23 protein-coding genes are annotated in these 22,127 nt (G+C 60.2%); 12 read left to right on the forward strand and 11 right to left on the reverse strand.

Features of this window, described 5'->3' with window-relative positions; all coding sequences use genetic code 11:
* Positions 1 to 70: 70 nt before the first annotated feature.
* Together M0412_RS08540 and M0412_RS08545 are read right to left on the reverse strand one after the other, a co-directional pair.
* Positions 71 to 1,702 carry a cisplatin damage response ATP-dependent DNA ligase gene (locus M0412_RS08540; RefSeq protein ID WP_269698514.1) on the reverse strand — a complete coding sequence of 544 codons (1,632 nt, stop codon included), beginning with the start codon at positions 1,700 to 1,702 and terminating at the stop codon, positions 71 to 73.
* Between the two features lies 1 nt (position 1,703).
* A complete protein-coding gene (locus M0412_RS08545; protein ID WP_269698847.1) occupies positions 1,704 to 2,714 on the reverse strand; it encodes a ligase-associated DNA damage response exonuclease in 1,011 nt (336 codons plus the stop codon).
* A 241-nt stretch (positions 2,715 to 2,955) separates the two neighbouring features.
* Here M0412_RS08545 and M0412_RS08550 point away from each other — a divergent pair, with 241 nt between their 5' ends.
* Together M0412_RS08550 and M0412_RS08555 are read left to right on the forward strand one after the other, a co-directional pair.
* Positions 2,956 to 3,270, forward strand: a complete 315-nt coding sequence (locus tag M0412_RS08550) for a type II toxin-antitoxin system RelE/ParE family toxin (protein ID WP_269698848.1) — start codon at positions 2,956 to 2,958, stop codon at positions 3,268 to 3,270.
* Positions 3,251 to 3,550, forward strand: a complete 300-nt coding sequence (locus M0412_RS08555; RefSeq protein ID WP_269698515.1) for an addiction module antidote protein — start codon at positions 3,251 to 3,253, stop codon at positions 3,548 to 3,550. The genes M0412_RS08550 and M0412_RS08555 overlap by 20 nt, the downstream gene beginning before the upstream one ends.
* 31 nt (positions 3,551 to 3,581) lie before the next feature.
* Here the strand turns inward: M0412_RS08555 and M0412_RS08560 are convergent, their stop codons facing one another.
* Positions 3,582 to 5,111, reverse strand: coding sequence for an MDR family MFS transporter (locus tag M0412_RS08560; RefSeq protein WP_269698516.1), 1,530 nt, complete (start codon positions 5,109 to 5,111; stop codon positions 3,582 to 3,584).
* A gap of 141 nt (positions 5,112 to 5,252) precedes the next feature.
* Between M0412_RS08560 and M0412_RS08565 the strand changes: the two genes are divergently transcribed.
* Both M0412_RS08565 and M0412_RS08570 read left to right on the forward strand, forming a co-directional pair.
* Positions 5,253 to 5,768: a MarR family winged helix-turn-helix transcriptional regulator gene (locus tag M0412_RS08565; protein WP_142839304.1), complete on the forward strand. Its 516-nt coding sequence runs from the start codon at positions 5,253 to 5,255 to the stop codon at positions 5,766 to 5,768.
* Between the two features lie 82 nt (positions 5,769 to 5,850).
* Complete coding sequence (locus M0412_RS08570; protein WP_269698517.1) at positions 5,851 to 6,510, forward strand: glutathione S-transferase family protein; 660 nt, start codon at positions 5,851 to 5,853, stop codon at positions 6,508 to 6,510.
* A 142-nt stretch (positions 6,511 to 6,652) separates the two neighbouring features.
* On the opposite strand, the gene M0412_RS08575 is transcribed toward M0412_RS08570, so the two are convergent.
* The gene (locus M0412_RS08575) at positions 6,653 to 7,276 is read right to left on the reverse strand and encodes a glutathione S-transferase family protein (RefSeq protein WP_142839302.1); all 624 of its coding nucleotides are present in this window, start codon (positions 7,274 to 7,276) and stop codon (positions 6,653 to 6,655) included.
* Between the two features lie 161 nt (positions 7,277 to 7,437).
* Positions 7,438 to 8,436 carry an asparaginase gene (locus M0412_RS08580; protein ID WP_269698518.1) on the reverse strand — a complete coding sequence of 333 codons (999 nt, stop codon included), beginning with the start codon at positions 8,434 to 8,436 and terminating at the stop codon, positions 7,438 to 7,440.
* 73 nt (positions 8,437 to 8,509) lie between these two features.
* Between M0412_RS08580 and M0412_RS08585 the strand changes: the two genes are divergently transcribed.
* The 3 genes from M0412_RS08585 to M0412_RS08595 all read left to right on the forward strand — a co-directional run bounded on the left by M0412_RS08585 (position 8,510) and on the right by M0412_RS08595 (position 9,930).
* Positions 8,510 to 9,262: a DUF3750 domain-containing protein gene (locus M0412_RS08585; protein WP_269698519.1), complete on the forward strand. Its 753-nt coding sequence runs from the start codon at positions 8,510 to 8,512 to the stop codon at positions 9,260 to 9,262.
* Positions 9,263 to 9,361: 99 nt separating this feature from the next.
* Positions 9,362 to 9,634: a YlcI/YnfO family protein gene (locus tag M0412_RS08590; RefSeq protein WP_142839300.1), complete on the forward strand. Its 273-nt coding sequence runs from the start codon at positions 9,362 to 9,364 to the stop codon at positions 9,632 to 9,634.
* Positions 9,631 to 9,930, forward strand: coding sequence for a type II toxin-antitoxin system RelE/ParE family toxin (locus tag M0412_RS08595; RefSeq protein WP_142839299.1), 300 nt, complete (start codon positions 9,631 to 9,633; stop codon positions 9,928 to 9,930). The genes M0412_RS08590 and M0412_RS08595 overlap by 4 nt, the downstream gene beginning before the upstream one ends.
* 3 nt (positions 9,931 to 9,933) lie before the next feature.
* On the opposite strand, the gene betA is transcribed toward M0412_RS08595, so the two are convergent.
* From betA to betI, 3 genes are all read right to left on the reverse strand, one after another.
* On the reverse strand, positions 9,934 to 11,583 hold the full coding sequence (gene betA / locus M0412_RS08600; protein ID WP_142839298.1) for a choline dehydrogenase: 1,650 nt from the start codon (positions 11,581 to 11,583) through the stop codon (positions 9,934 to 9,936).
* Positions 11,584 to 11,799: 216 nt separating this feature from the next.
* Positions 11,800 to 13,281 (reverse strand): betaine-aldehyde dehydrogenase, encoded by a 1,482-nt coding sequence (gene betB / locus M0412_RS08605; RefSeq protein ID WP_142839297.1) that lies wholly within the window; start codon positions 13,279 to 13,281, stop codon positions 11,800 to 11,802.
* 12 nt (positions 13,282 to 13,293) lie between these two features.
* Positions 13,294 to 13,914 carry a transcriptional regulator BetI gene (betI, locus tag M0412_RS08610; protein WP_142839296.1) on the reverse strand — a complete coding sequence of 207 codons (621 nt, stop codon included), beginning with the start codon at positions 13,912 to 13,914 and terminating at the stop codon, positions 13,294 to 13,296.
* 394 nt (positions 13,915 to 14,308) lie between these two features.
* On the opposite strand from betI, the gene M0412_RS08615 reads away from it, so the two are divergent.
* From M0412_RS08615 to M0412_RS08635, 5 genes are all read left to right on the forward strand, one after another.
* Complete coding sequence (locus M0412_RS08615) at positions 14,309 to 14,545, forward strand: type II toxin-antitoxin system ParD family antitoxin (RefSeq protein ID WP_269698520.1); 237 nt, start codon at positions 14,309 to 14,311, stop codon at positions 14,543 to 14,545.
* A 184-nt stretch (positions 14,546 to 14,729) separates the two neighbouring features.
* Complete coding sequence (locus M0412_RS08620; protein ID WP_269698521.1) at positions 14,730 to 16,532, forward strand: GGDEF domain-containing protein; 1,803 nt, start codon at positions 14,730 to 14,732, stop codon at positions 16,530 to 16,532.
* A gap of 340 nt (positions 16,533 to 16,872) precedes the next feature.
* The gene (locus M0412_RS08625) at positions 16,873 to 17,886 is read left to right on the forward strand and encodes an NAD(P)H-quinone oxidoreductase (protein ID WP_161991148.1); all 1,014 of its coding nucleotides are present in this window, start codon (positions 16,873 to 16,875) and stop codon (positions 17,884 to 17,886) included.
* A gap of 55 nt (positions 17,887 to 17,941) precedes the next feature.
* Positions 17,942 to 18,223, forward strand: coding sequence for a DUF6516 family protein (locus M0412_RS08630; protein ID WP_142839292.1), 282 nt, complete (start codon positions 17,942 to 17,944; stop codon positions 18,221 to 18,223).
* Complete coding sequence (locus M0412_RS08635) at positions 18,220 to 18,585, forward strand: helix-turn-helix domain-containing protein (RefSeq protein ID WP_142839291.1); 366 nt, start codon at positions 18,220 to 18,222, stop codon at positions 18,583 to 18,585. Before M0412_RS08630 ends, M0412_RS08635 begins: the two co-directional genes overlap by 4 nt.
* Positions 18,586 to 19,279: 694 nt before the next feature.
* Here the strand turns inward: M0412_RS08635 and M0412_RS08640 are convergent.
* Genes M0412_RS08640 through cysT form a run of 3 tightly spaced genes read right to left on the reverse strand, consistent with a single transcriptional unit; the run spans position 19,280 to position 22,054 of the window.
* The gene (locus M0412_RS08640) at positions 19,280 to 20,320 is read right to left on the reverse strand and encodes a sulfate/molybdate ABC transporter ATP-binding protein (protein ID WP_142839289.1); all 1,041 of its coding nucleotides are present in this window, start codon (positions 20,318 to 20,320) and stop codon (positions 19,280 to 19,282) included.
* 11 nt (positions 20,321 to 20,331) lie between these two features.
* Positions 20,332 to 21,204: a sulfate ABC transporter permease subunit CysW gene (gene cysW / locus M0412_RS08645; protein WP_142839288.1), complete on the reverse strand. Its 873-nt coding sequence runs from the start codon at positions 21,202 to 21,204 to the stop codon at positions 20,332 to 20,334.
* Complete coding sequence (gene cysT, locus M0412_RS08650) at positions 21,197 to 22,054, reverse strand: sulfate ABC transporter permease subunit CysT (RefSeq protein ID WP_010971172.1); 858 nt, start codon at positions 22,052 to 22,054, stop codon at positions 21,197 to 21,199. The genes cysW and cysT overlap by 8 nt, the downstream gene beginning before the upstream one ends.
* Positions 22,055 to 22,127: the final 73 nt, after the last annotated feature.

Raw genomic sequence — 22,127 nt, forward strand, 5'->3', positions numbered from 1 at the left:
GGCTCGGGACCGGAATGACGGAACTAGAGGCAGGGCGAGCTACAGTGAATTTCGAGACTGGCGCAGACCATCACACCGATCCCTCGACACCGTCAATCATCGCCACCAGCGTCGAAAGCCGGTCCGCTTCGGCCGGCAGCTTGTCGGCGCGCAGCCGCGCAATGCGCGGAAACCGCATGGCGACGCCGGATTTGTGGCGGGTGGAGCGATTGATGCCCTCGAAGGCCACTTCCAGCACGAAGCCGAAATCCGGCGTGGCCCGCACCGCCCGCACCGGGCCGAACCGCTCGACGGTGTTGTCGCGCACGAACTTGTCCAGCACTTCGAGTTCCGCATCGGTAAAACCGAAATAGGCCTTGCCGACCGGCACGAGCTGTTCGCCACCCTCGCCTTCCGCCCACACACCAAAGGTGAAATCGGAATAATAGCTCGATCGTTTGCCATGGCCGCGCTGCGCATACATCATGACGGCATCGATATTATAGGGATCACGCTTCCATTTGAACCATGGCCCCTTGGCGCGGCCTGCCTGATAGGCGCTGTCGCGGCGCTTGATCATCACGCCTTCGATCACCGGATCGGGCGGAGCGGCGCGCAACGTGTCCAGTTCCGGCCATGTGGAGAAGCCGATCAGCGGCGACAGGTCGAAACGGTCATGTGGTGCATGCTCGATGATATCGGACAACCGCCTACGACGTTCCAGATAGGTTTGTCCGCGGATGTCGTTCTCGCCATCGAACAGCAGGTCGTAAGCGCGGATGAAGGCGGGGTAATCGTCCATCATCTTTGCCGTCACCGTCTTGCGGTTCAGCCGCTGCTGCAGGTCGGAAAAAGTGCGCGTGAGATTGTTGGAGCGCACTGTCCCGCCAATCAGCAATTCACCATCCATCACGCCTTCGAAATCGAGGGCATCGAGCACATCCGGGAATGCCCCGGAAATATCGTCGCCGGAGCGGGAGTAAAGCTTTCGCGTCTCCCCGGCGCGGGAGAGCTGCACGCGAATGCCGTCCCATTTCCATTCGGCGGCATAATCGGCCGGGTCTAAGCCATCGAGATCGCCTTCGGCCACCGGTGTGGCCAGCATGACAGAATGAAAAATGGCGGGCGTGGCCAGCACCGGCCGGTCGGACTTGCCCTCCAGCCATGCAAAAAGCGTGGTGTAGGGCGGCGTCAGACCGTGCCAGAGGGTTTCGATTTCGGTGATATCCTTGCCCGCAAAATCCGCCAGCGCCTGCCGCGCCAACCGCGCCGAAACGCCGATGCGCAGGCTGCCGGTGGCGAGTTTGAGGAAAGCGAAGCGTGAAGAAGTATCGAGCCGGTCGAGCAGATCGCGCACCGCGCCGCGCACTTCGGTGCGGCCAAGCGAATTCATCAGCGTCACGACGTCGCCGAGACGCGGGTCCTGCGCCTCCGAATCATCAGCACCGCCGATATTGCCCCAGACCAGCGAGATGGTCTCGGCGAGATCGCCGACATAATCATAGGAATAACGAAACAGCACCTCGTCCATGCGCTCCAGCACCAGCTCGCGCAGCATGGCGGGCTTGACGCTTTTGAGGTCCAGCGTGCCGGCAATCGCCGCCAGACCGTAACCCCGGTCGGGATCGGGCGTATCGCGGAAATAATCGGTGAGAAGCTTCAGCTTGCCGTTGCGCGACGGAGTGAGGACAAGGCGGTCGAGAAGGGTGGCGAAGGCTTTCATCTCAATCCCCCTCGTCTTCGTAACCGACAAGATGCAGCGGCTTGGCGGCAATGCCCTGCAATTGACACCAGCGCACCAGCGCCTCTTCGCGGCCATGGGTGACCCAGACGGCCTGCGGGCCGATTTCCCTGATGGTCTCCAGCAATTCAGGCCAGTCGCAATGGTCTGATATGACCAAAGGCAGTTCCACGCCGCCCTGCTTGGCGCGTTGCCGCACCATCATCCAGCCGGATGCGAAGGCGATCAGCGGCTCGTTGAAGCGCCGCGCCCAGCGTTCCTGAAAGGCCGAGGGCGGGCCGACGACGATCGCGCCCTTGAAGGCGGCTGGATTGCTTTTTTCCAGCGTGGCGGGCCTCAGGTCGCCGAGATCGATGCCCTGCGAGACATAATAATCGCAAAGCCGCGCCAGCGCGCCGTGGATGTAGATCGGCTCGGCATAACCATTATCGCGCAATAGCCGGATGACACGTTGTGCCTTGCCGAGCGAATAAGCGCCGACCAGATGGGTGCGTTCGGGAAATTGTTTGATGGAAGTGAGCAGCTTGCCGATTTCCACGCGCGGCAGCGGATGGTGAAACACCGGCAGGCCGAAGGTAGCCTCGGTGATGAAGACGTCACAGGGCACCGTCTCGAACGGCGCGCAGGTGGGATCGATGCCGCGCTTGTAATCCCCCGATGCGACAATGCGCATGCCGTTCATCTCGACGGAGATTTGCGCCGAACCCAGCACATGGCCGGCCGGATGGAACCCGACGGTGACGCCGTTCACCTCCACCCTCTCGCCGAATGCCACCGCCTGCTCGCTGCCACAGAAATCCTCGCCATAACGAATGCGCATGATATCGAGCGTCTGGCGCGTGGCCAGCACCGAGCCATGGCCGGCACGGGCGTGATCGGAATGGCCATGGGTGATGAGCGCCCGCGCCACCGGGCGCACGGGATCGATATAAAAATCGCCCGCCGGGCAATAAAGGCCTTTGGGCGTGGAGTTCAGGAGCTGTTCCGGCTTCATATTCATTAAGATAGGGCCGCCCGCGCGAATGTAAAGTGCTGCGAGCATAACGCGGAACGGGCGTTAAATTTCCCGCAGGGGTGTTTTTGTTTTGCCGTCACCTCCCGGTCATTGCGGCTTTGAGCCGGGGCTGTATCGAGTTGCGGCCGTAGTTCGCACGCAACACCAGCGTAAGGCCGGCTTAGAGGACGACCATGAGTTTTGAGCTTGCGAAAATGTATCTATTTGGATACATTACATGATAAACAGTTTCGAGAAATCGGCAGAGTTCGACGAGTGGCTGAAGGCTTTGAAAGATCGCACCGGCAAGGTGCGGATTCTTCATCGCCTCACGGCAGCCGAGCACGGGAATTTCGGCGATTGTCAGCCGGTGGGTGAAGGCGTTTCAGAAATGCGTATCCACTTCGGTCCGGGTTATCGGGTTTATTTCACGCGTGTCGGCAAGAGGATTTATTTCCTCCTGATCGGCGGGAATAAGTCGTCTCAGAGGCGGGACATAAAGCGCGCAATCGCGATGGCGCAAGCAATAGGAGGGGATGGCCGTGACGGAATTTAGCAAATTTGATGTGTCGGACTATCTGGATAACGATGAAACCATGATCGAATATCTGGCAGTGGCGATGGAAGACGAAAACCCCGATGTGTTCATCGCCGCCCTTGGCGCAGTCGCCAGAGCTCGCGGAATGTCGCATGTCGCGGATGTATCGGGTCTCGGCCGGGAAAGTCTCTATAAAGCGCTTAAACCCGGTTCGAAGCTCCGCTACGAGACCGTGCAGAAAGTCCTGCATGCGCTCGGCTTCCGGCTGGCCGTTGAAAAATCATTAAACGCCGCGTAAGGCCGGCGTTTACACGCCCGCCCTCTCCATCTTATTCCCCCGCCGCTTCCGCCGGCTTCGCCTCAACCGCGGCCGGCAGGCGCACCGGTTTCAACATCAGCGCCGCCGCAAGGCCGATGGCAGCGGTTGCGGCGGCCGCGAAGAATAGCGGCGTAAAGGCGTCCGAATAGAGCGAAGCGACTGCGGCCTGCGAGGCCGCGGGCAGTTCGGCGAGCATTTTCGGCGTCAGTTCCTCTATTCTGCCGACGCCGGGGATATCCACCGCCACGCCCTTGAGGCTGGAGGTGACGATGGCGCCATAGACCGAGATGGCGATGGCAGCACCGCCCATGCGGGTCAGCGTCACCGCGCCACTCGCCGCACCGATATCCGCCTTAGGCGCGGAGTTCTGCACACCGATGATCGGCGCCTGCTGGCCGAGACCAACGGCGAAACCCTGCACCAGCATCAGCGCGGCGATCAGTGCCAACGGCGTGCCCGCGTGCATTTGCGTGAACAGCAGCATGGCGACGAGGTTGATGGTGAGCCCCGCCACCGAGAACGGCTTGTAGACACCGGTAATCGAAATCAGCCGGCCGGCCGATAGCGAGCCCATGACGATGCCGCCGGTAACGGCGATGAAGAACAGGCCGGCATGGGAGGGGGAAAGGCCGGTCGTGGTCTGCAGGAACAGGGCGTAATAATTGACCATGCCGATGCCGATGCCGCCGCTGGTCAGCGACACGATCATCAAGAGCGGAAAGGTCGAATCCTTGAACAGCCTGAGCGGTACGACGGGTTCCGGCGCACGGCGCTCCACCTGCACCCAGAGGAAGGCGGCGATGACGGCGAAGGCGATGATGCCGAGGCTTGGGGCGGCGATCAGCGAGCCGAACAATTCGCTGCTATCGGCCCAGAACACCACGCTGGCAATGGTGGCCGCCAGCAGCACCGCACCGAGATAGTCGATCTTCGGCTGGCGCGCCGGACGACGGTAAGGCAACATCAGCGCCAGGCCCGCAATGACGATGATGCCGAGCGGCAGGTTGATGAGGAAGATCGACCGCCAGCCGAACAGGTCGCTCATCGTGCCGCCGAGGATCGGGCCGACACTGCCTGACGCCATGATGGTGAGGCTGGAATAGCTCTGGTAACGGGCGCGTTCGCGCGGTTCGAACAGATCCGCATTGACGGAAAAGATCGACACCATGATGCCGCCGCCGCCAAGCCCCTGCAACACACGGGCAGCAATCAGGCTATCCATCGACCAGGCCAGACCGCAGGCGAGCGAGCCCAGCGTGAAGATGACCACCGCCGCGATCATCACATATTTGCGCCCGAACAGATCGCCGAGCTTGCCATAAACAGGCATGACCGCGCTGGTTGCCAGAAGATAGGCGGAGCCGATCCAGCCGAAGCGTTCCAGCGCGCCGAACTCACCGACGATGGTGGGCAGTGCTGTCGATACGATCTGGTTGTCGAGGGTGGCCATGAACATGGCCAGCATCAGAAATAGGAAAACGATGAGCCTGCGCCGATGATCCGACACAAGCGGCGCCACGGGGGCTGCGGACATATCCATGAAAAATCTCGTTGAGTTCCGGCATATTTGCTGCGACAATTTGTGTGCTATCAGCATATATATGTCAATGGCAAGTTTTTGACATCCATGCTATTCGCGCTAAATGTGATCGCGAACGCGCAAGAAAAGGAACGACCGAGAGTGGCGAGTGAGGAAAACTGGAACGAAGATCTGCCCGAGGACATCAAGCGGATCGGCAATACGATGACGCGCATGCGCATCATGATCGGTCGCCGCATCATCGGCCGCATGGCGCTTGCCAAGCTCGCTCCGGGTCTCGAACTCTCGCACATCGACGTTCTGGATATTCTGCGGCGCGCCGAAGGTGATGTCACCGTGGGTGCGATTGCCGAGGGCATGCGCATTGATCCCTCACGCGGTAGCCGCGTGGTGGCGGACATGGTGGGGCGCGGCCTGCTGAAACGTGGCGTTTCGCAGGAAGACGGCCGCCGCAGCATCGTCGAGATCACGCCGCTCGGCACCAGCCTGCTGCAGGAAATGCGCCGCACCAAGATGAGCGTCATCGAAGATGTGATGGATGGATGGCCGGCCGACGATGTGGAGACTTTCGCCCGCCTGTTCGAGCGGTTCATCGACCGTTTCGAATACCGGCTATCGCCGGATACGGACTTCCTGACGGATCAGAAAAAATCATAGTTGCCCCTGATATCTGCAACTTCACTTTAAAGCGGCGAGACCGTAACGTGCCGCCATCGAACAGGTTCAAGGGGTAATTTCGATGTTGACGATTTACGGTGTCTACCGGTCCCGCGCCACGCGCACACTTTGGCTGGCAGGCGAACTCGGCATAGAATTCAAGCATGTGCCTGTCATACAGGCCCGCCGTCTTGCCGATCCGCTCGCCACTGACGCGCCGCTCAACACGCTGTCGCCCGCGTTTCTCGCCGTCAATCCGATGGGCACCATTCCCTGCATCGAGGATGACGGCATGGTGCTTTACGAATCCATGGCCATCAATCTCTATCTGGTGCGCAAATATGGCGGGCCGCTCGCCCCGGTCGATCTGAAGGAAGATGCGGCGATGCTGCAATGGTCTTTCTTTGCCGCAACCGAAATCGAGACCAATTCGCTGAAAATTTCCTCCGCCATCGCCGAAGGCCTGTCGGAGAGCGACAGCGGCAAAGCGGTGATCGATGTTGCCGCACGGCTGCTGAAGCGCCCGTTCCGGGTGCTGGAGCAGCATCTTGTCCAACATGACTATCTGGTGGGGGATCGTTTCACCGTCGCCGATCTCAATGCGGCGGAAATCGTTCGTTATGCGCAGGGTCACCAGCCGCTGTTTGATGCCCATCCGGCGGTAAAGGCCTGGCTCACCCGCTGCCAGGCGCGCACGGCATTCAAGACCATGTGGGATACGCGCGCGGCCGAGGCGGCTTGACACGAGCTTTGCTTTGGGCGCGGACTGGAGACGTCCCTCCGTACTCAACGTCATCCTCGGGCTTGTCCCGAGGATCCAACCACGTCAAATAAAATCAATACGTTGCAGATCCTCGGGACAAGCCCGAGGATGACGGCAGTAACTATTGACCCCTCTCGCTCGCCAGCGCCCGCTGCACCGCCGGGCGGTCGTTCATGCGGCGGAAGTGGTCGTGGACTTTCGGGAAACGGGCAATATCCACACCGTCGCTTTCCAGCCAGCCGGACATGACGAAGAGATAGGGATCGGCCACCGAATAGGCCGTGCCCAGAACCCAGGGGCCATGCAAGAGGCCGTGCTCGATCAGTTCGAAGCACTCGCCCATGGTCTGCGGCACCTTCGCCTTCATATCCGCCAGCGAACTATCGTCGCTCGCCCAGCGGCTGCCACGCCGGCCATGGGCGTGGGCGACATGCACGGTGGAGGAAATGAAGGCGTTGAAGGACTGCATGACGGCGAATTCGAAGGGATCGTCAAGCGGTGCGAGCTTCTTCTCCGGCGCCATCTGGGCAATGAAGGCGAGAATGGCGGGCGTCTCGGTCAGCACGCCGCTTGCGGTGGCGAGCGCCGGCACGCGGCCTTTCGGATTGATCTTCAAAAATGTCTCGGAGCGCTGTTCGCCCTCGGCGAAATTGACGCGGTGGGCCGTGTAAGGCAGGCCGGATTCCTCAAGCACGATATGGCTGGCGCGGGAGCAGGAACCGGGGGAGAAAAACAGGGTAAACATGGATATGCGACCTCCAGGACAATGAAGGCGTCCACTTCCTCTTGCTGCGGACGCCGGGCCTTGCCGGCGGCCGGGGTTCGGCCGTCACGCGCAGGGCAAGCCATCATCGTGCCGGCAACCGGCGGCGTCAAAGGTTTTATCGTGTTTTTTAACGCCTGATTTTATAGCCCGACGACTCTGATATCACCGACATGGATGCCATTCCAATTGCGCATCTGCCGGTTGGCCATGCCTGTCAGAGCCTGCTGCTCGGCGCTGCCCTCATCAAAATAGCGGGCGAGCAGTGCCGAGACCATGGCTTCGGCCGCGCGCGTCGTGCCGTCCTCGCATTTCACCGCCATGGCTATGCCCTTTTCCGGCAGGGCCGCCACGAAGACACCTTCAGCGCCGGTCTTGGCGAAAATCTTGCCCGGTGCGATCTGCATCAGCCTGGTGCAGGCGCGGCCAGTGCCTGCCACGTAAAACGGTTCCGCCATGCAGGCCTCGATGAGACGATGCGAGGCTTTGGCGCGACCCGCTTCCAGCCCCCTGCCCGTCGCCATCCTGGCGAAACCATGCGCCAGCCCCGTGAGCGGCACCGCATAGGTGGGGATGGAGCAACCATCGACGCCGCAATTATCATCGCCGAGCGCCGCGCCCGTCAGGCTCGCCATCGTGGCGCGGATTTGCTTCTGCAGCGGGTGATCATAACCGACATAGCCCTTGGGGTCGGTACCCGTGTGGCAGCAGGCGCAGATGAAGCCGGAGTGTTTGCCGGAGCAATTATTGTGTAGCGCCGTCGGTTTTTCCAGCGTGCGGGCCTGATGGATGATGGTTTTCTGGTCGGATGACCAGTGCGCACCGCATTCCAGCGTATCGACATCCCTGCCGGCCTTCGCAAGCATGGCGGCGGCAAGTTCCACATGCGCGTCCTCGCCGGAATGGGAGGAGCAGGCAAGCGCCAGTTCACGATCGCCGAAACCATAGGCATCCGCCGCCCCGCTTTCCACCAGCGGCAGCGCCTGCATGGCCTTGCAGGCGGAACGCGGGAAGATGCCGCGCTCTACATCACCTGCGGAAAACACAATGCCGCCATCACCATCCACCACCACGGCAAGACCCTGATGGCGGCTTTCGACGAGGCTGCCCCTGGTGACTTCGACGGTAACGGAATTGTTCATGTTCGCAGCCTCAAAAAGTTCTGATTTTATGCCGTTGATACCGCAATTGATTTTTCGATGCACGGGGCTATCAGTGAAATTTGCAAAACGTCTGCTGCTGGCGATTGCCATTATCTATCTGCTTCCCGCTCTGGCATCCGCCGGCTTGTGGGCCATGCGGGAACATCCGCAGGGCTGGCGCGATGCCCGCTGGTCCTCCTCCGGCACCCTTCCGCAAGCCGGAGCCGACAAGCAGGCTGCGGTTTACGTGTTTTCCGCCATGACCGGCGGCTTCAAGGGTTCCGTCGCCAGCCATGCCTGGATCGTGCTGAAAAAGCCGGGTGCGACGGCGTATGATCGTTATGACAAGGTGGGTTGGGGAACGCCCATCCGCCGCAATGGCTATGCGGCCGATGCCTATTGGTATTCCAACACGCCGCGCCAGGTGGTGGCCATTCATGGTGCTGAGGCGGAAAAGCTGATCCCCAGGATCGAACAGGCGATTGCCGATTACCCCTATGCCAAGCCGGGCGGCTACCGCATCTATCCCGGCCCCAACTCCAACACCTTCGTCGCCCATGTGCTGCGCAGCGTGCCGGAACTCGGCGTCGTTCTGCCGCCCGATGCGGTGGGGCGCGACTACCTGCCGAACGGCGCGTTCTATCACATTGCCGACGACTGGAAGGATGCGAGCGTGTCGCTCGGTGGCTTGTTTGGCGTTTCGGCGGGTGCGCGCAGCGGTTTCGAGATCAATTTTCTGGGTCTGGTCGCCGGGGTCGATTTCAGCAGGCCGGGGGTGAAGATACCGGGGTTGGGTTACTTTGGGGTGGCGGGGCCGGAGGCCTGAAATAGCGGGCTTTACGGCACCTCTGCCGAGTTTGAAATTGACTCCACCTCATAACTGAGACATCCTTCGCATCGCAATTGCAACGCATGGAGATGCGACATGAAAACGGCAACATTGCCTTCGCTGCGGGTAACGGCGGATTTTCGCGAGGCGGCGGAAAGCGTGCTGAAGGACGGCGAGACGCTCTCCTCCTTCGTTGAAGATTCCGTGCGCAGGCAGGTGGAGATCCGCAAATCACAGGCGGAGTTTATCGCACGCGGTTTGGCATCTCTCGAAGAGGCGGAGCGTACTGGGATTTATTATACCACAGACGATGTTCTCTCGATGATGCAAAGAAAACTTGATGCTGCGAAAGCCGCGAAGCGGAAATGACGTATGAGCTTCGCTATACTGAAGAAGCGCTGGGTGATTTTGACCGAATTTACGACTTTCTGATTGCCTATGATATCGATGTGGCGGAGAAAGCGATCCGCGCCATCAGGGCAGGATTAGAGATCCTTAGCGACTTTCCCTTCAGTTGCCGCAAGGCATCTGCGGAAAACAGCCTGATGCGCGAACTCCTCGTTCCTTTCGGCTCCTCCGGATATGTCGTGCTGTTCCGCATCGACAGCCCGGAAACCGTCACCATCGCCGCCGTCCGCCACCAGCGCGAGGATGATTACCATTGATCCTCACCGGTCGCTGACGGCCGCGCGCGGGTTCGCCCACGGTTCCTGATTGGAACGCGGCAACGGGGTTTTGCCGAGAATATGATCGGCGGCCTTTTCGCCGGTCATGATCGACGGGCCGTTGAGGTTGCCATAGGTCACATGCGGGAAGATCGAACTGTCGGCGACACGCAGGCCCTCCACGCCGATGACCCGGCATTCGGGATCGACGACAGCCATCGGATCGTCCCTGTCGCCCATCCGGCAGGTGCCGCAGGGGTGATAGGCGCTTTCCAGATGCTCCCGCAAAAAGGCGTCGATCTCATCGTCGCTCGCCACTTTTTCACCCGGCTGGATTTCCGGTCCGCGAAAATCGTCGAAAGCTTTCTGGCTGAAGATTTCGCGGGTCAGACGCACGCAATGGCGGAATTTTTCCCAGTCTTCCGGGTGGCTCATATAGTTGAAACGAATGACCGGATCATCCTTCGGATCGGCTGAGCGCAGCGTGACGTTGCCGCGTGATTTCGACAGGTTGTAGCCGACATGCACCTGAAAACCATGGCTTTTCGCCGCCGCCTTGCCGTCATAGGAAATGGCGACGGGCAGGAAATGATACTGGATATCAGGCTGCTTCAGGCCCGGTGCGGAGCGCAGGAAGGCGCAGGCCTCGAACTGGTTGGAAGCGCCAAGCCCGCCTTTCGACAGCAGCCATTGCGCGCCGGCCACGCCCTGCCAGAACCATGGCAGCCAGGAATATAACGAGACCGGTTTGGTGGAGACCTGCTGGAAATAGAACTCCATATGGTCCTGGAGGTTTGCGCCCACACCCGGACGATCCGCCTTCACCTCGATGCCCATGTCCTTCAGATGCGCAGCGGGGCCGATGCCCGACAGCATCAGCAGCTTCGGCGAATTGAATGAGGATGCGGACACGATGACTTCGCGATTGGCCTTGATGGTTTCGACCACGCCCTTGCGCTCGATCTCCACACCCACGGCGCGGCCATTGTCGATGACGATCTTGCGGGCGAAACCGCCAACCAGCGTAACATTGCCGCGCTTCAGCGCCGGCCGCAGATAAGCATTGGCGGCGGACCAGCGACGGCCGTTGTGGATGGTCTGCTCCATCAGGCCGAAACCTTCCTGCTTGGAGCCGTTATAGTCGTCGGTCAGCTCGAAGCCGGCCTGCGCGCCGGCCTGAATGAAGGCGTGGAACAGCGGATTATTCACCGGGCCGCGCTGCACATGCAGCGGCCCATCCGTGCCGCGCCAGCCTTCTTCGCCGCCATGGCTGTGTTCCATGCGCTTGAAATAGGGCAGCACATCCGCATAGGCCCATCCCTGCGCGCCGAGTTCTTCCCAGCGGTTGAAATCCTCGGCATGGCCGCGCACGTAGACGAGACCGTTGATGGAGGACGAGCCGCCGATGACCTTGCCGCGGGGTGCGGTGATGCGGCGGTTGTTGAGGTTCGGTTCGGGTTCGGAGTGGTAACCCCAATTGTAACGCTTCATGCTCATCGGCCAGGCGAGTGCGGCCGGCATCTGGATGAAGGGGCCGAAATCCGACCCCCCGGCCTCGATGACGATGACGGAATAACGACCGTCCTCCGACAAGCGATAGGCGATGGCGGAACCTGCGGAGCCGGAGCCGACGATGATGTAATCTGCTTGCATTACCGTTTCTTTCCCAAGGGTTCCGGTTTTGGGTGGGGCTTACCCCCCTCTGCCCTGCCGGGCATCTCCCCCACAAGGAGGGAGATCGGCAAGACGCGCGTTTGTCACTTCAATCTCAAACGTGGAGATGGGCGGGACCTCGCCGCAGATCGATCTCCCCCCTTGTGGGGGAGATGCCCGGCAGGGCAGAGGGGGGTAAGCCCCACCCGCCAACCGTCAATAAGGCGCGTCCACCTTCCCCGTGCTCACATAAACCGTCTTCAACTCGCTATAATGCTCGAGCGCCGCCGCCGAATTCTCCCGCCCGAAGCCGGATTGTTTCGAGCCGCCGAAGGGGATTTCCACCGGGCAGAGATTATAGGTGTTGATCCAAAGCGTACCCGCCTCGAGCGCATCGACCACACGGTGGGCGCGGGCAAGATCGGCGGTGAAGACGCCGCCGGCCAGCCCGAATTCGGTGGCGTTGGCGCGGGTGAGAACCTCATCCTCGTCATCGAAATCCAGCACACACATAACCGGCCCGAAGATTTCCTCACGGGCGATGGTCATGTTGTCGGTCACGTCGGCAAAAACGGTCGGCTGCACATAGGCACCCTCGCCCGAGACATTGTTGGGAATGCCGCCGCCGGTCACCAGCGTCGCGCCTTCCGCCTTGCCCTTTTCGATATAGGCGAGAACCTTCTCCTGCTGGGCCTTGGAAACCAGCGGGCCGAGATGGGTGGCATAATCGAGCGGATCACCGAGGATCATCGCTTCGGTGCGGCGCTTCAGATTTTCGAGGAAACGGTCCTTGGCCTTTTTCTGCACGAAGACGCGCGTGCCGTTGGAGCAGACCTGGCCGGAGGAATAAAAATTGCCGAGCATGGCCCCGCCGACGGCGCTTTCGATATCGGCGTCGTCGAAGACGATCAGCGGCGACTTGCCGCCGAGTTCCATGGTCACGTGCTTGAGATGCCCGGCGGCGGCGGCGGCCACCTTGCGGCCGGTCGGCACCGAGCCGGTGAGCGAGACCTTGGCGACATCGGGGTGATTGACCAATAGCGGGCCGGTATCACGATCACCCTGAATGACGTTGAACAGGCCCTTGGGCAGACCGGCCTCGATCAGGATTTCGGCGATCTTCAATGCGCCGAGCGGGGTGTTTTCCGAAGGTTTGAAGACCATGGCGTTGCCGGAGACCAGCGCGGGCGCCGCCTTCCAGCAGGCGATCTGCTGCGGATAGTTCCATGCGCCGATGCCGACGCAGACGCCGAGCGGCACGCGCTTGGTATAGGCGAAATCGCCGCCGAGCGGGATGTAATCGCCGTTCAGCGCGGAAGGCGCGATGCCGCCGAAAAATTCGAAGGCATCCGCGCCGGACGTCGGGTCGGCGACAATGGTTTCCTGGATCGGCTTGCCGGTATCGAGTGTCTCCAGCGTCGAAAGCGCATCGTTGCGTTCACGCATGATATCGGCGGCACGCTTGAGGATACGGCCACGGGCCATGGGGCTCATTGCCGCCCATTCCTTCTGGGCGCGTTTGGCCGAGGCGATGGCGCGCTCGACAATCGCCGGGGTTGCCGCATGCAGCCTTGCGATAACCTCGCCGGTGGCCGGAAAGATGCTCTCGATCACTGTGCCGGCAGTGTCTTCGACATAGGTGCCGTCGATGAAATGCGAGGCTTTGGGCTGCGCCTTGAGCGGCGTCGCGATGGTCATGTCGAAGTCTCCTTAAAGAACGCGGATGGACGGCTTGGGGCGCTGTCCATCTGGATAGTGTTTGAGCTGCATGTCGAAATAATCCTCGACAAGCGCCGGCGCGGAGGCGATGCCAAGCGGGGCCGAACGCAGGCTGTGCCTGATATAGAGCCCGTCGATCAGGGCCGCTGCCCCCTCGGCGATCCGCGCCGCGTCATCGGGCGGGCAAAGCCGGGAGAGGCTTGCCATGAGGTTGGAGCGCAGGCGGCGGGAATAAATCACCAGCAGCCGCCGGGTCTCCTCCGAACGCTGCGCCTCGACATAAAAGGCAAGCCATGCCGCCACCGTTTCCGGCGTGAACTGGTCGCTCTGGAAGGAGACGTGCACGATGGCGCTCAGCCTCTCGCGCGGGCCGGAAGCGCGGGTCAGCGCCGCCACGGCATCGCGCCTAAGGTCGCGCAGCAGGCTGCGGATGGTTTCCAGAAGAAGCTGCTGCTTGCTGCCGAAATAATGATGCGCAAGGGCCGCCGACACGCCCGCTTCCCGGGCAATGTCAGACATCGTCACATTCAGCGAACCATGGTGGCCGATGGTGCGCAATGCCGCATCCACAAGCGCCTTGCGGCGCAAAGGCTCCATTCCGATCTTGGGCATAGTCGTCTCCTTGACGGATGGCAAATTATTCTTGATTGATCGATCAATCAATAAAAAACGCGCCATTTTATGTCGCGGATTTGCGATGGATCATATTTTCCGCCGCCTTGTTCCGATAATCTCATAAATACCGAGCAACCTGATGAACCTTGCGCTGCGGCGCGGCTCGCATCCGGCTCGCTTTCCCTCCTCACAGGGGAAAAACTAAACCGTGATATACTGCGAATTGGGAATGAAACGCGTTTCGTGCTAATATGGGAAGTGATACAAATTTCGCTGGAAGCGGCGCCAGACGAAAAACGATAAAAACGCCCGCCATAGACCACGACGGTACCCGGTCCGCAAATTGGACATCAAGGGCTCGATCGCAGCGTTTAAAGAAGGGAGTGATATCATGCCAATGGTAACAGTATCGATTTCCCCGGAACAGGCAGCAAGAATGCGTGAAGCCGTGAATTGCGGCGCTTACGCATCCGGCAGCGAGGTCGTCAGGGCCGCGCTGCGGCTATGGGCGGCCTCTGCCCAACACAATAACGAAACAAGGCCTTCCGCCCCGGTCGAAGCGGACCGGGAACGCATGAATGTTGCGGAACTTTACGCCGCTCACACCGGGCATGCGCGCCGGGCCTGAGGCCCTGTCCGGCAACCCCGTTATATTGAGGGGGTTGTGACAAAACGTTCATCAAAGCTTCACAGTCGTGAAAGCTTTTGTTGACCTGTCATCTGCAATTGTTCGCCGTAAAAGAAACGGCCCCGTTGTGGCGGATTTTTCACGCCATGCAATAACGGGGGGCCGGCCAATTGTGGAGAACGAAATGCAGGCCGTCACGATGGAGAACGATGTCATAAGGCGGTTTGCCTCCGGGCATATGTTTCCCATGGCGAAACTTGCGCTCGAAACCGCGTTTCAGCCGATTGTCGAGGCGACGACGGGCACGATTTTCGGTTATGAATCGCTGATGCGCGGCCATGACCGGCTTGGTTTTGCCAATCCGCTGGCGCTTCTCGACCAGGCTGCTGCCGATGGCGAACTGAAGGCTTTCGAGCAGATGCTGGCAAGCCGGGCGCTGGCAAAGTTCTCCACCCTGCCCGACTTTTCCTCCACCACGCTGTTCCTCAATCTCGATGTGCGGCTGATCCCGCATGGCGATGCCATTCTCGACAAGCTGGTCGGCCATCTGGCGCGGGCAGGCATTCCGGCCTCCTCCATCTGCTTTGAGCTTTCCGAACGTTTCGACAATACCAGTGTGCCGGAATTCACGGCGCTGATTGCCCGCATGCGCAAGGAAGGCTTCAAGCTGGCGATCGATGATTTCGGCGCCGGTCACGGCGAGATGAAGCTTTTGTGCGACTATCCGCTGGACTACCTGAAGATCGACCGGCACTTCATCAGTGGCGTCGATCATCTTCCGCGCAAGCAGCACCTCGTGCGCAATATCGTCAACATCGCCCATGTTCTCGGTGTGCGGGTGATTGCCGAAGGCATCGAAACGGAAGCGGAGTTCCTGACCTGCCGCGAATATGGCGTCGATCTGGTGCAGGGCTGGCTGATCGCCAGGCCGACGGTCTTCACCAGCGAGCTACCGGAGAGCTTTCCGCATCTCAACCGCATGGGTGTGGCGCGGCGCAGCAGCCAGTCGCTGGACGAAATATTGATCCGCCGGGAAATCGAGCGTCTTCCCACCGTCTATGAACATGACAGCGTCGACAATGTCTTCGAGTTGTTTCGCAGAAACCCGCAGCAGGCATTTTTCCCGGTTCTCAACGCCAATGGCGAACCGCGCGGCGTCATCAACGAATATCACCTCAAGGAATATATCTATCGGCCTTTCGGCCGCGACCTGCTCAAGAACAAGATTTATGAGCGCACGATTTCCCATTTCGTCGATCCCGCGCCGATCGTCGGCCTCGATGCGGATGCCGACCAGCTGATGAACATGTTCGCCAGCATGGGCGGCAGCGCCTGCATCATCCTGACCGAGAACATGCGTTATGCCGGCATCGTCTCGGCGGCCTCGCTCATCAAGGTCATCAATGAGAAACAGCTGAAGATGGCGCAGGATCAGAACCCGCTGACCGCGCTGCCCGGCAACCGCGCCATTGGTGGCTTCATTGCCGACAGCTGCGGCGACGGCGACGAGACGCGGTTCTTCTGCTATTGCGACTTCGACAATTTCAAACCCTTCAACGATAAATACGGCTTCAACGCCGGCGACCACGCCATCACCCTGTTTTCAGCGCTGATGCGCCGCTACTTTTTCGCTGGCGACTGCTTTCTCGGCCATATTGGCGGCGACGATTTCTTCGTCGGCGTGCGTGACTGGACGGTGGAAGAGCTGACGGAAATCCTCGAACGCCTGCTCAGCGATTTTCACGACGACGTGGCGGAACTCTATTCGCCCGAGGACCGCGAGGCCGGCCACATGGTCGGGCTCGACCGCCGCGGCAATGAGCGGGATTTTGCCCTGCTGCGCTGCTCGATCGGTGTCCTCACCCTGCCGAAAGGCCTGATCATCGCCAATCCCGAGCGTATCGGCAGCGAAATCGCCAGTGTGAAAACCGCCGCCAAGGAAAGCGAAGGCGGGCTGGTCATCCGGGTGTTCGGCGAGACAAATTGAGAAACAAGGGGCGAGTTTAGAATCCGGTTGGCCCGGAGTGTGCGGCTTTACCCCCCTCTGCCCTGCCGGGCATCTCCCCCACAAGGAGGGAGATCGGCAAGCGGCTCTTTCTCTGTTCCATTCTCAAACTTTTTATAAGGGCGAAACCTCGCCGCGCATGGTCTCCCTCCTTGTGGGGGAGATGCCCGGCAGGGCAGAGGGGGGGTAAAGCCGCTCACTCCACGCCCATGCGAACCAACAACGCCCAACGTACCCCAGCGTCAAAGAGCCGCCTTCCCTAAAGGACGCATCCGGCCTACATTTTAAGGTAACGCCAATCCTCAGGGAGTTGCCCTCGCCCATGTCCGATCCCACGACCCTGCCCGAAACAATGCGCTTCATCGACCTTCCTTCCCATGGCGGCCCGGAGGTCATGCGGCTTTCGCAGATGGCTTTGCCGAAACCGGCCAAAGGCGAAATTCTGGTCAAGGTCGAGGCGGCGGGCGTCAACCGCCCCGATGTCGCGCAGAGACAGGGCATCTATCCGCCGCCCAAAGATGCAAGCCCGATCCTTGGCCTGGAAATTGCCGGTGAAGTGGTTGCGCTCGGCGAAGGTGTGACCGAATTCAAACCGGGCGATAAAATCTGCGCGCTCGCCAATGGCGGCGGCTATGCGGAATATTGCACCGTGCCGGCCGGGCAGGCGCTGCCCTTCCCCAAGGGTTATGATGCCATCAAAGCCGCAGCGCTGCCGGAAACCTTCTTTACGGTCTGGGCCAATCTCTTCCAGATGGCGGGCCTCACCGAAGGCGAAAGCGTGCTGATCCACGGCGGCACCAGCGGTATCGGCACAACAGCCATCCAGCTCGCCAAAGCCTTTGGTGCTGAGGTCTATGCGACGGCCGGCTCCGCGGAAAAATGCGACGCCTGCGTCAAGCTTGGCGCCAGACGGGCGATCAATTACCGCGAAGAGGATTTCGCCGCCGTCATCAAGGCCGAGACCGGCGGCAAGGGTGTGGATGTGGTTCTCGACATGATCGGTGCGGCCTATTTCGAAAAGAACATCGCCGCACTCGCCAGGGACGGCTGCCTCTCCATCATCGCCTTTCTGGGTGGCACGACGGCCGAGAAAGTCGATTTGCGCCCCATCATGGTCAAACGCCTCACCGTCACCGGCTCCACCATGCGGCCACGCACCGCCGACGAAAAACGCGCCATCCGCGACGACCTCACCGAACTGGTCTGGCCGCTCGTCGAAAGCGGCAAGGTCGCGCCGGTCATCAACCGGGTCTTTGCGCTGGATGAGGTCGTGGAAGCGCACCGGCTGATGGAAAGCAGCAATCATATCGGCAAGATCGTGATGCGAGTGTCTTGAACCACATGTGTTGTTTTCATTGACAACAAGCCTTCATGTTGTCATGAATAACAACATGAAGGCTGTTTTGCTCCAAAAGACGCGTAAAGTGATCGATGAAACGGCCTTCTTTGAGGTTGTCCTGTGGCATTTGCCTGAGCCTGTTCCCGGAAGTCTCCATCCGTTCAAATATCGGCTCGCGCTGGTGATCAAAGGGAGATGTGTTTTGCGTTATGACAATGAACGCGGCAAAGGCGATCATCGTCATATGGATGGACGTGAAGACGTAATCACATTCACCTCACTTGAAGCCCTGTTCGACGCTTTTGAAGCGGATATGGAAAGGATCTTGTCATGACAGCGCTTACTGTCCGTCTCAGCACGATCAAGGACATAAAGAGCCGCTTTGTTACCGCCGGAAATCTGGCGATGTCTGGAAAGCCGATGGAGGCGAAACCATCAGTCGAATTTTCCAGTTACGAGGATTTGCACCGCATTCTCGCGCCATTGCGCCTTGCCATCGTTAAGGCTCTCGCCGGACAGGGACCGCTTTCCATCCGGGAGGTTGCCCGTCGGGTCGGGCGGGACGTGCAGGCCGTTCATCGCGATGTGACGTCGCTCCTCCATGCCGGCATTATCGACCGGAACGAGACCGGCGTGGAGTTTCCCTATGACAGCATCCACTTCGAATTCGACGTGAAGGCTGCAGATGCGGCATAACTGTCCGGCGGCAGATTAAAGCAACACCTCTTGCATTACTCACGAATCGTACTACCTTCTAGTTATGTTCAACGTATCGGAAGGAGGTGATCCAATGTCTAGTGAGATTTCGGTCTCTGGTGCAGGCAATGGAAAGGGTGTGTTTTCGACGGGGCAACCCTCGTTGTAAACCTCTTCTGCCTTCGGAACGTTGAGAAACAGTCCCGGGTCTGTAAACAGGACCAAACTCATGGAAGGGTCGCTTCAGCGGCCCTTTTCCGTTTCTGCATTTGTGGGGCCGGTACGTGTGCCTGGCTCACCTCCGTGTAGCTTCTCCCCCTATCTGTGTGCATCCCCTCCCTCATCTCTGTGCTTGTCACAGAGATCCAGCCAGACCAAGTCTTTGGGCTGGAGGAGTCTTTTTCGTCGCGCAGACGCGCGTCGGCTGGATTCCTGTGACAAGCACAGGAATGAGGGTGTGGGTAATTTGGCGCTATAAATTCGGCGTCTTGTGTTGCTGGTTACATCTTTCCCGTCATGCCGGTCCCCGGACCAAGCCCGAAGATGACCCGGCATCCAGCTGGCGCGCATCTGCGCGGCGGGGAGATTCCTTTCAGCCCAAGGATTTGGGCTGGCTGGATACCGGCTCGAGGCCGGTATGACGGGGAACTGAGGGCGACTGCAGAACCAACGCCGCCAATCGCGCCGCTTCTGCCTACTTCTTCCCAAACACCTTCCACCGCGTCGGGCGGAAGCGCAGTTCCGCGCCAACAGCCACGGCGGCGTTGAGCGGCACTTCGATTTCGAGGTGATAGGGCTCGTGGCCGTTATTGGCGATGTCGATTTCGGCGATACGGGTGCCGGCAAGGCGGCGACAGGTGGTGACCTTGCCGTAAAGCGCGTCCTTCTCATCCGTCAACACCACATCTTCCGGCCGGAAGAACAGCTCGCCCTCGCCCGTGCCGCTCTCATCGATGCCGATGCTTTCGCCCTGGAACAGCACATGGCCATCGCGGATCGTCACCGGCAGGCTGGAGGATTCGCCGATGAAGGAGAAGACGAAAGGAGAATTCGGTGTGTCATAGACGTCATCGGCCGTGCCGACCTGTTCGATCTTGCCCTGGCTCATGACGACGACGCGGTCGGCCAGTTCCAGTGCCTCTTCCTGATCGTGGGTGACGAAAACGGTGGTGTGGCCGGTGCGGTCGTGGAATTCGCGCAGCCAGCGGCGCAGCTCCTTGCGCACCTTGGCATCGAGCGCGCCGAAGGGTTCATCGAGAAGCAGGACCTTCGGCTCGATGGCGACAGCGCGGGCCAGCGCCACGCGCTGGCGCTGGCCGCCGGAAAGCTGGGTTGGATAGCGCTTTTCAAGACCGGAGAGATGCACCATGTCGAGAAGTTCGGATACGCGTTTGCGGATCTCGACTTTCGGCGGGCGGTTGGCGGAGGGGCGCACCTTGAGGCCGAAGGCGATATTGTCGGCCACCGTCATATGGCGGAACAGCGCATAGTGCTGGAACACGAAACCGACGTTGCGCTCCTGCACCGTGCGGTGCGACGCATCCTCATCGCCGAAAAAGATTTGACCCTGCGTCGGCTGTTCGAGGCCGGCGATCAGACGCAGCAACGTCGTCTTGCCGGAGCCGGAAGGACCGAGCAGCGCGATCAACTCACCGGAACGAATGTCGAGCGACACGTCGTTCAGCGCCGGAAACCGATCGAACTGCTTGGTGATGCCGGAAACTTTCACTTCCATGAAGATGCCTTTCAATGCTTGCCGGCTGCGTTGCCCGCGCCAAAGCGTATTTCGAGAATGGTTTTGAGAACGAGCGTCACCAGTGCCAGACCGGCCAGCAGCGTCGCCACAGCGAAGGCCGCGCCGATATTGTACTCATTATAGAGTATCTCCACATGCAGCGGCATGGTGTTGGTCTCACCGCGAATATGGCCTGACACGACGGAAACGGCGCCGAATTCCCCCATGGCGCGGGCGTTGCAGAGCAGCACGCCGTAAAGCAGGCCCCATTTGATATTCGGCAGCGTGACATACCAGAAGGTCTGCCAGCCGGAAGCGCCAAGCGAAATCGCCGCCTCCTCATCGCCATTGCCCTGATCCTGCATCAGCGGGATCAACTCGCGCGCGACGAAGGGAAAGGTGACGAAGATGGTGGCGAGCACGATGCCCGGCACCGCAAACAGGATTTCGATGCCGTAACTCTTCAGCCATGGGCCAAGCACGCTGTGGGCGGAAAACAGGATGACATAGACCAGACCTGAAATAACCGGCGAAATCGAAAATGGCAGGTCGATCAGCGTGATCAGGAACGCCTTGCCCTTGAATTCGAACTTGGCGATCGCCCAGGCGGCGGCAACCCCGAAGACCACGTTGAGCGGCACCGAAATAGCGGCGACAAGCAGCGTGAGGCGAATGGCCGACAGCGCATCAGGCTCGACGACGGCTTCCCAGAAGGCTTCCCCGCCTTTGCGGAAGGCTTCGAAGAACACCGAGACAAGCGGCAGCACGAGGAAGGCTGCAAGGAACAGGAAGGCGACAGTTATCAGCGCCAGCCGGGCGGGAAGGCTCTCGCTGGCGGGATCGCGAAACGGCCGGGGCGAGGTGCGGGAAGCGGTCTCAGACATAACCGTACCTCTTGCGGCTCCAGGCCTGAATGAGATTGATGAGGAACAGCATGGCGAAGGAGATGATCAGCATGATGGTGGCGATGCCGGTCGCGGCCGCATAGTTGAACTCCTCCAGCCTGATGACGATGAGGAGCGGCGCGATTTCCGAGACATACGGAATATTGCCGGCGATGAAGATGACCGAGCCATATTCGCCGACGCCGCGCGCGAAGGCGAGCGCAAAACCGGTGAGGATGGCGGGCGTGAGGCTTGGCAGCAGAACGCGGGTGATGGTCTGGAAGCGGTTGGCGCCGAGCGTTGCCGCCACTTCTTCCACCTGACGGTCGATCTCCTCCATGACCGGCTGCACCGTGCGCACCACGAAGGGCAGGCCGATGAAGATAAGCGCGATGACGATGCCGGTCGGCGTGAACGCGATCTTGATGCCGAAGGGTTCGAACAGCGAGCCGACCCAGCCGCGATTGGCATAAAGCGTGGTGAGCGCAATACCGGCCACCGCCGTTGGCAGGGCAAAGGGCAGATCGACGATGGCATCCACGAAGCGGCGACCGGGAAACCGGTAACGCGTCAGCACCCAGGCGACGATGACGCCGAAAACGGCGTTGACCAAAGCGGCGATGAAGGCGGTGCCGAAGCTGACGCGCAGCGCATTCAGCGTGCGGCTATCGGTGGCAATCGCGATAAAATCTGCAAAACCAAGTTTCGCCGTGGACCAGACGAGGCCGCCGAGCGGAATAAGAATGATGAGAAACAGATAGGTGACGGTGTAGCCAAACGTCAGGCCGAAGCCGGGTATGACGCTCGACTGCCGCCATTTCCACCTGTTTCCGGATGTATTATTGCTCATCAAGGCTCCGGATAATCTTTGTTTTTGTACATTTCCAGGACAGGAAACCGGGGTCCGCTTTTCCTGGAAATGC

This window comes from Agrobacterium sp. O3.4 (assembly GCF_041414895.1).
Lineage (GTDB): Bacteria > Pseudomonadota > Alphaproteobacteria > Rhizobiales > Rhizobiaceae > Agrobacterium > Agrobacterium cucumeris.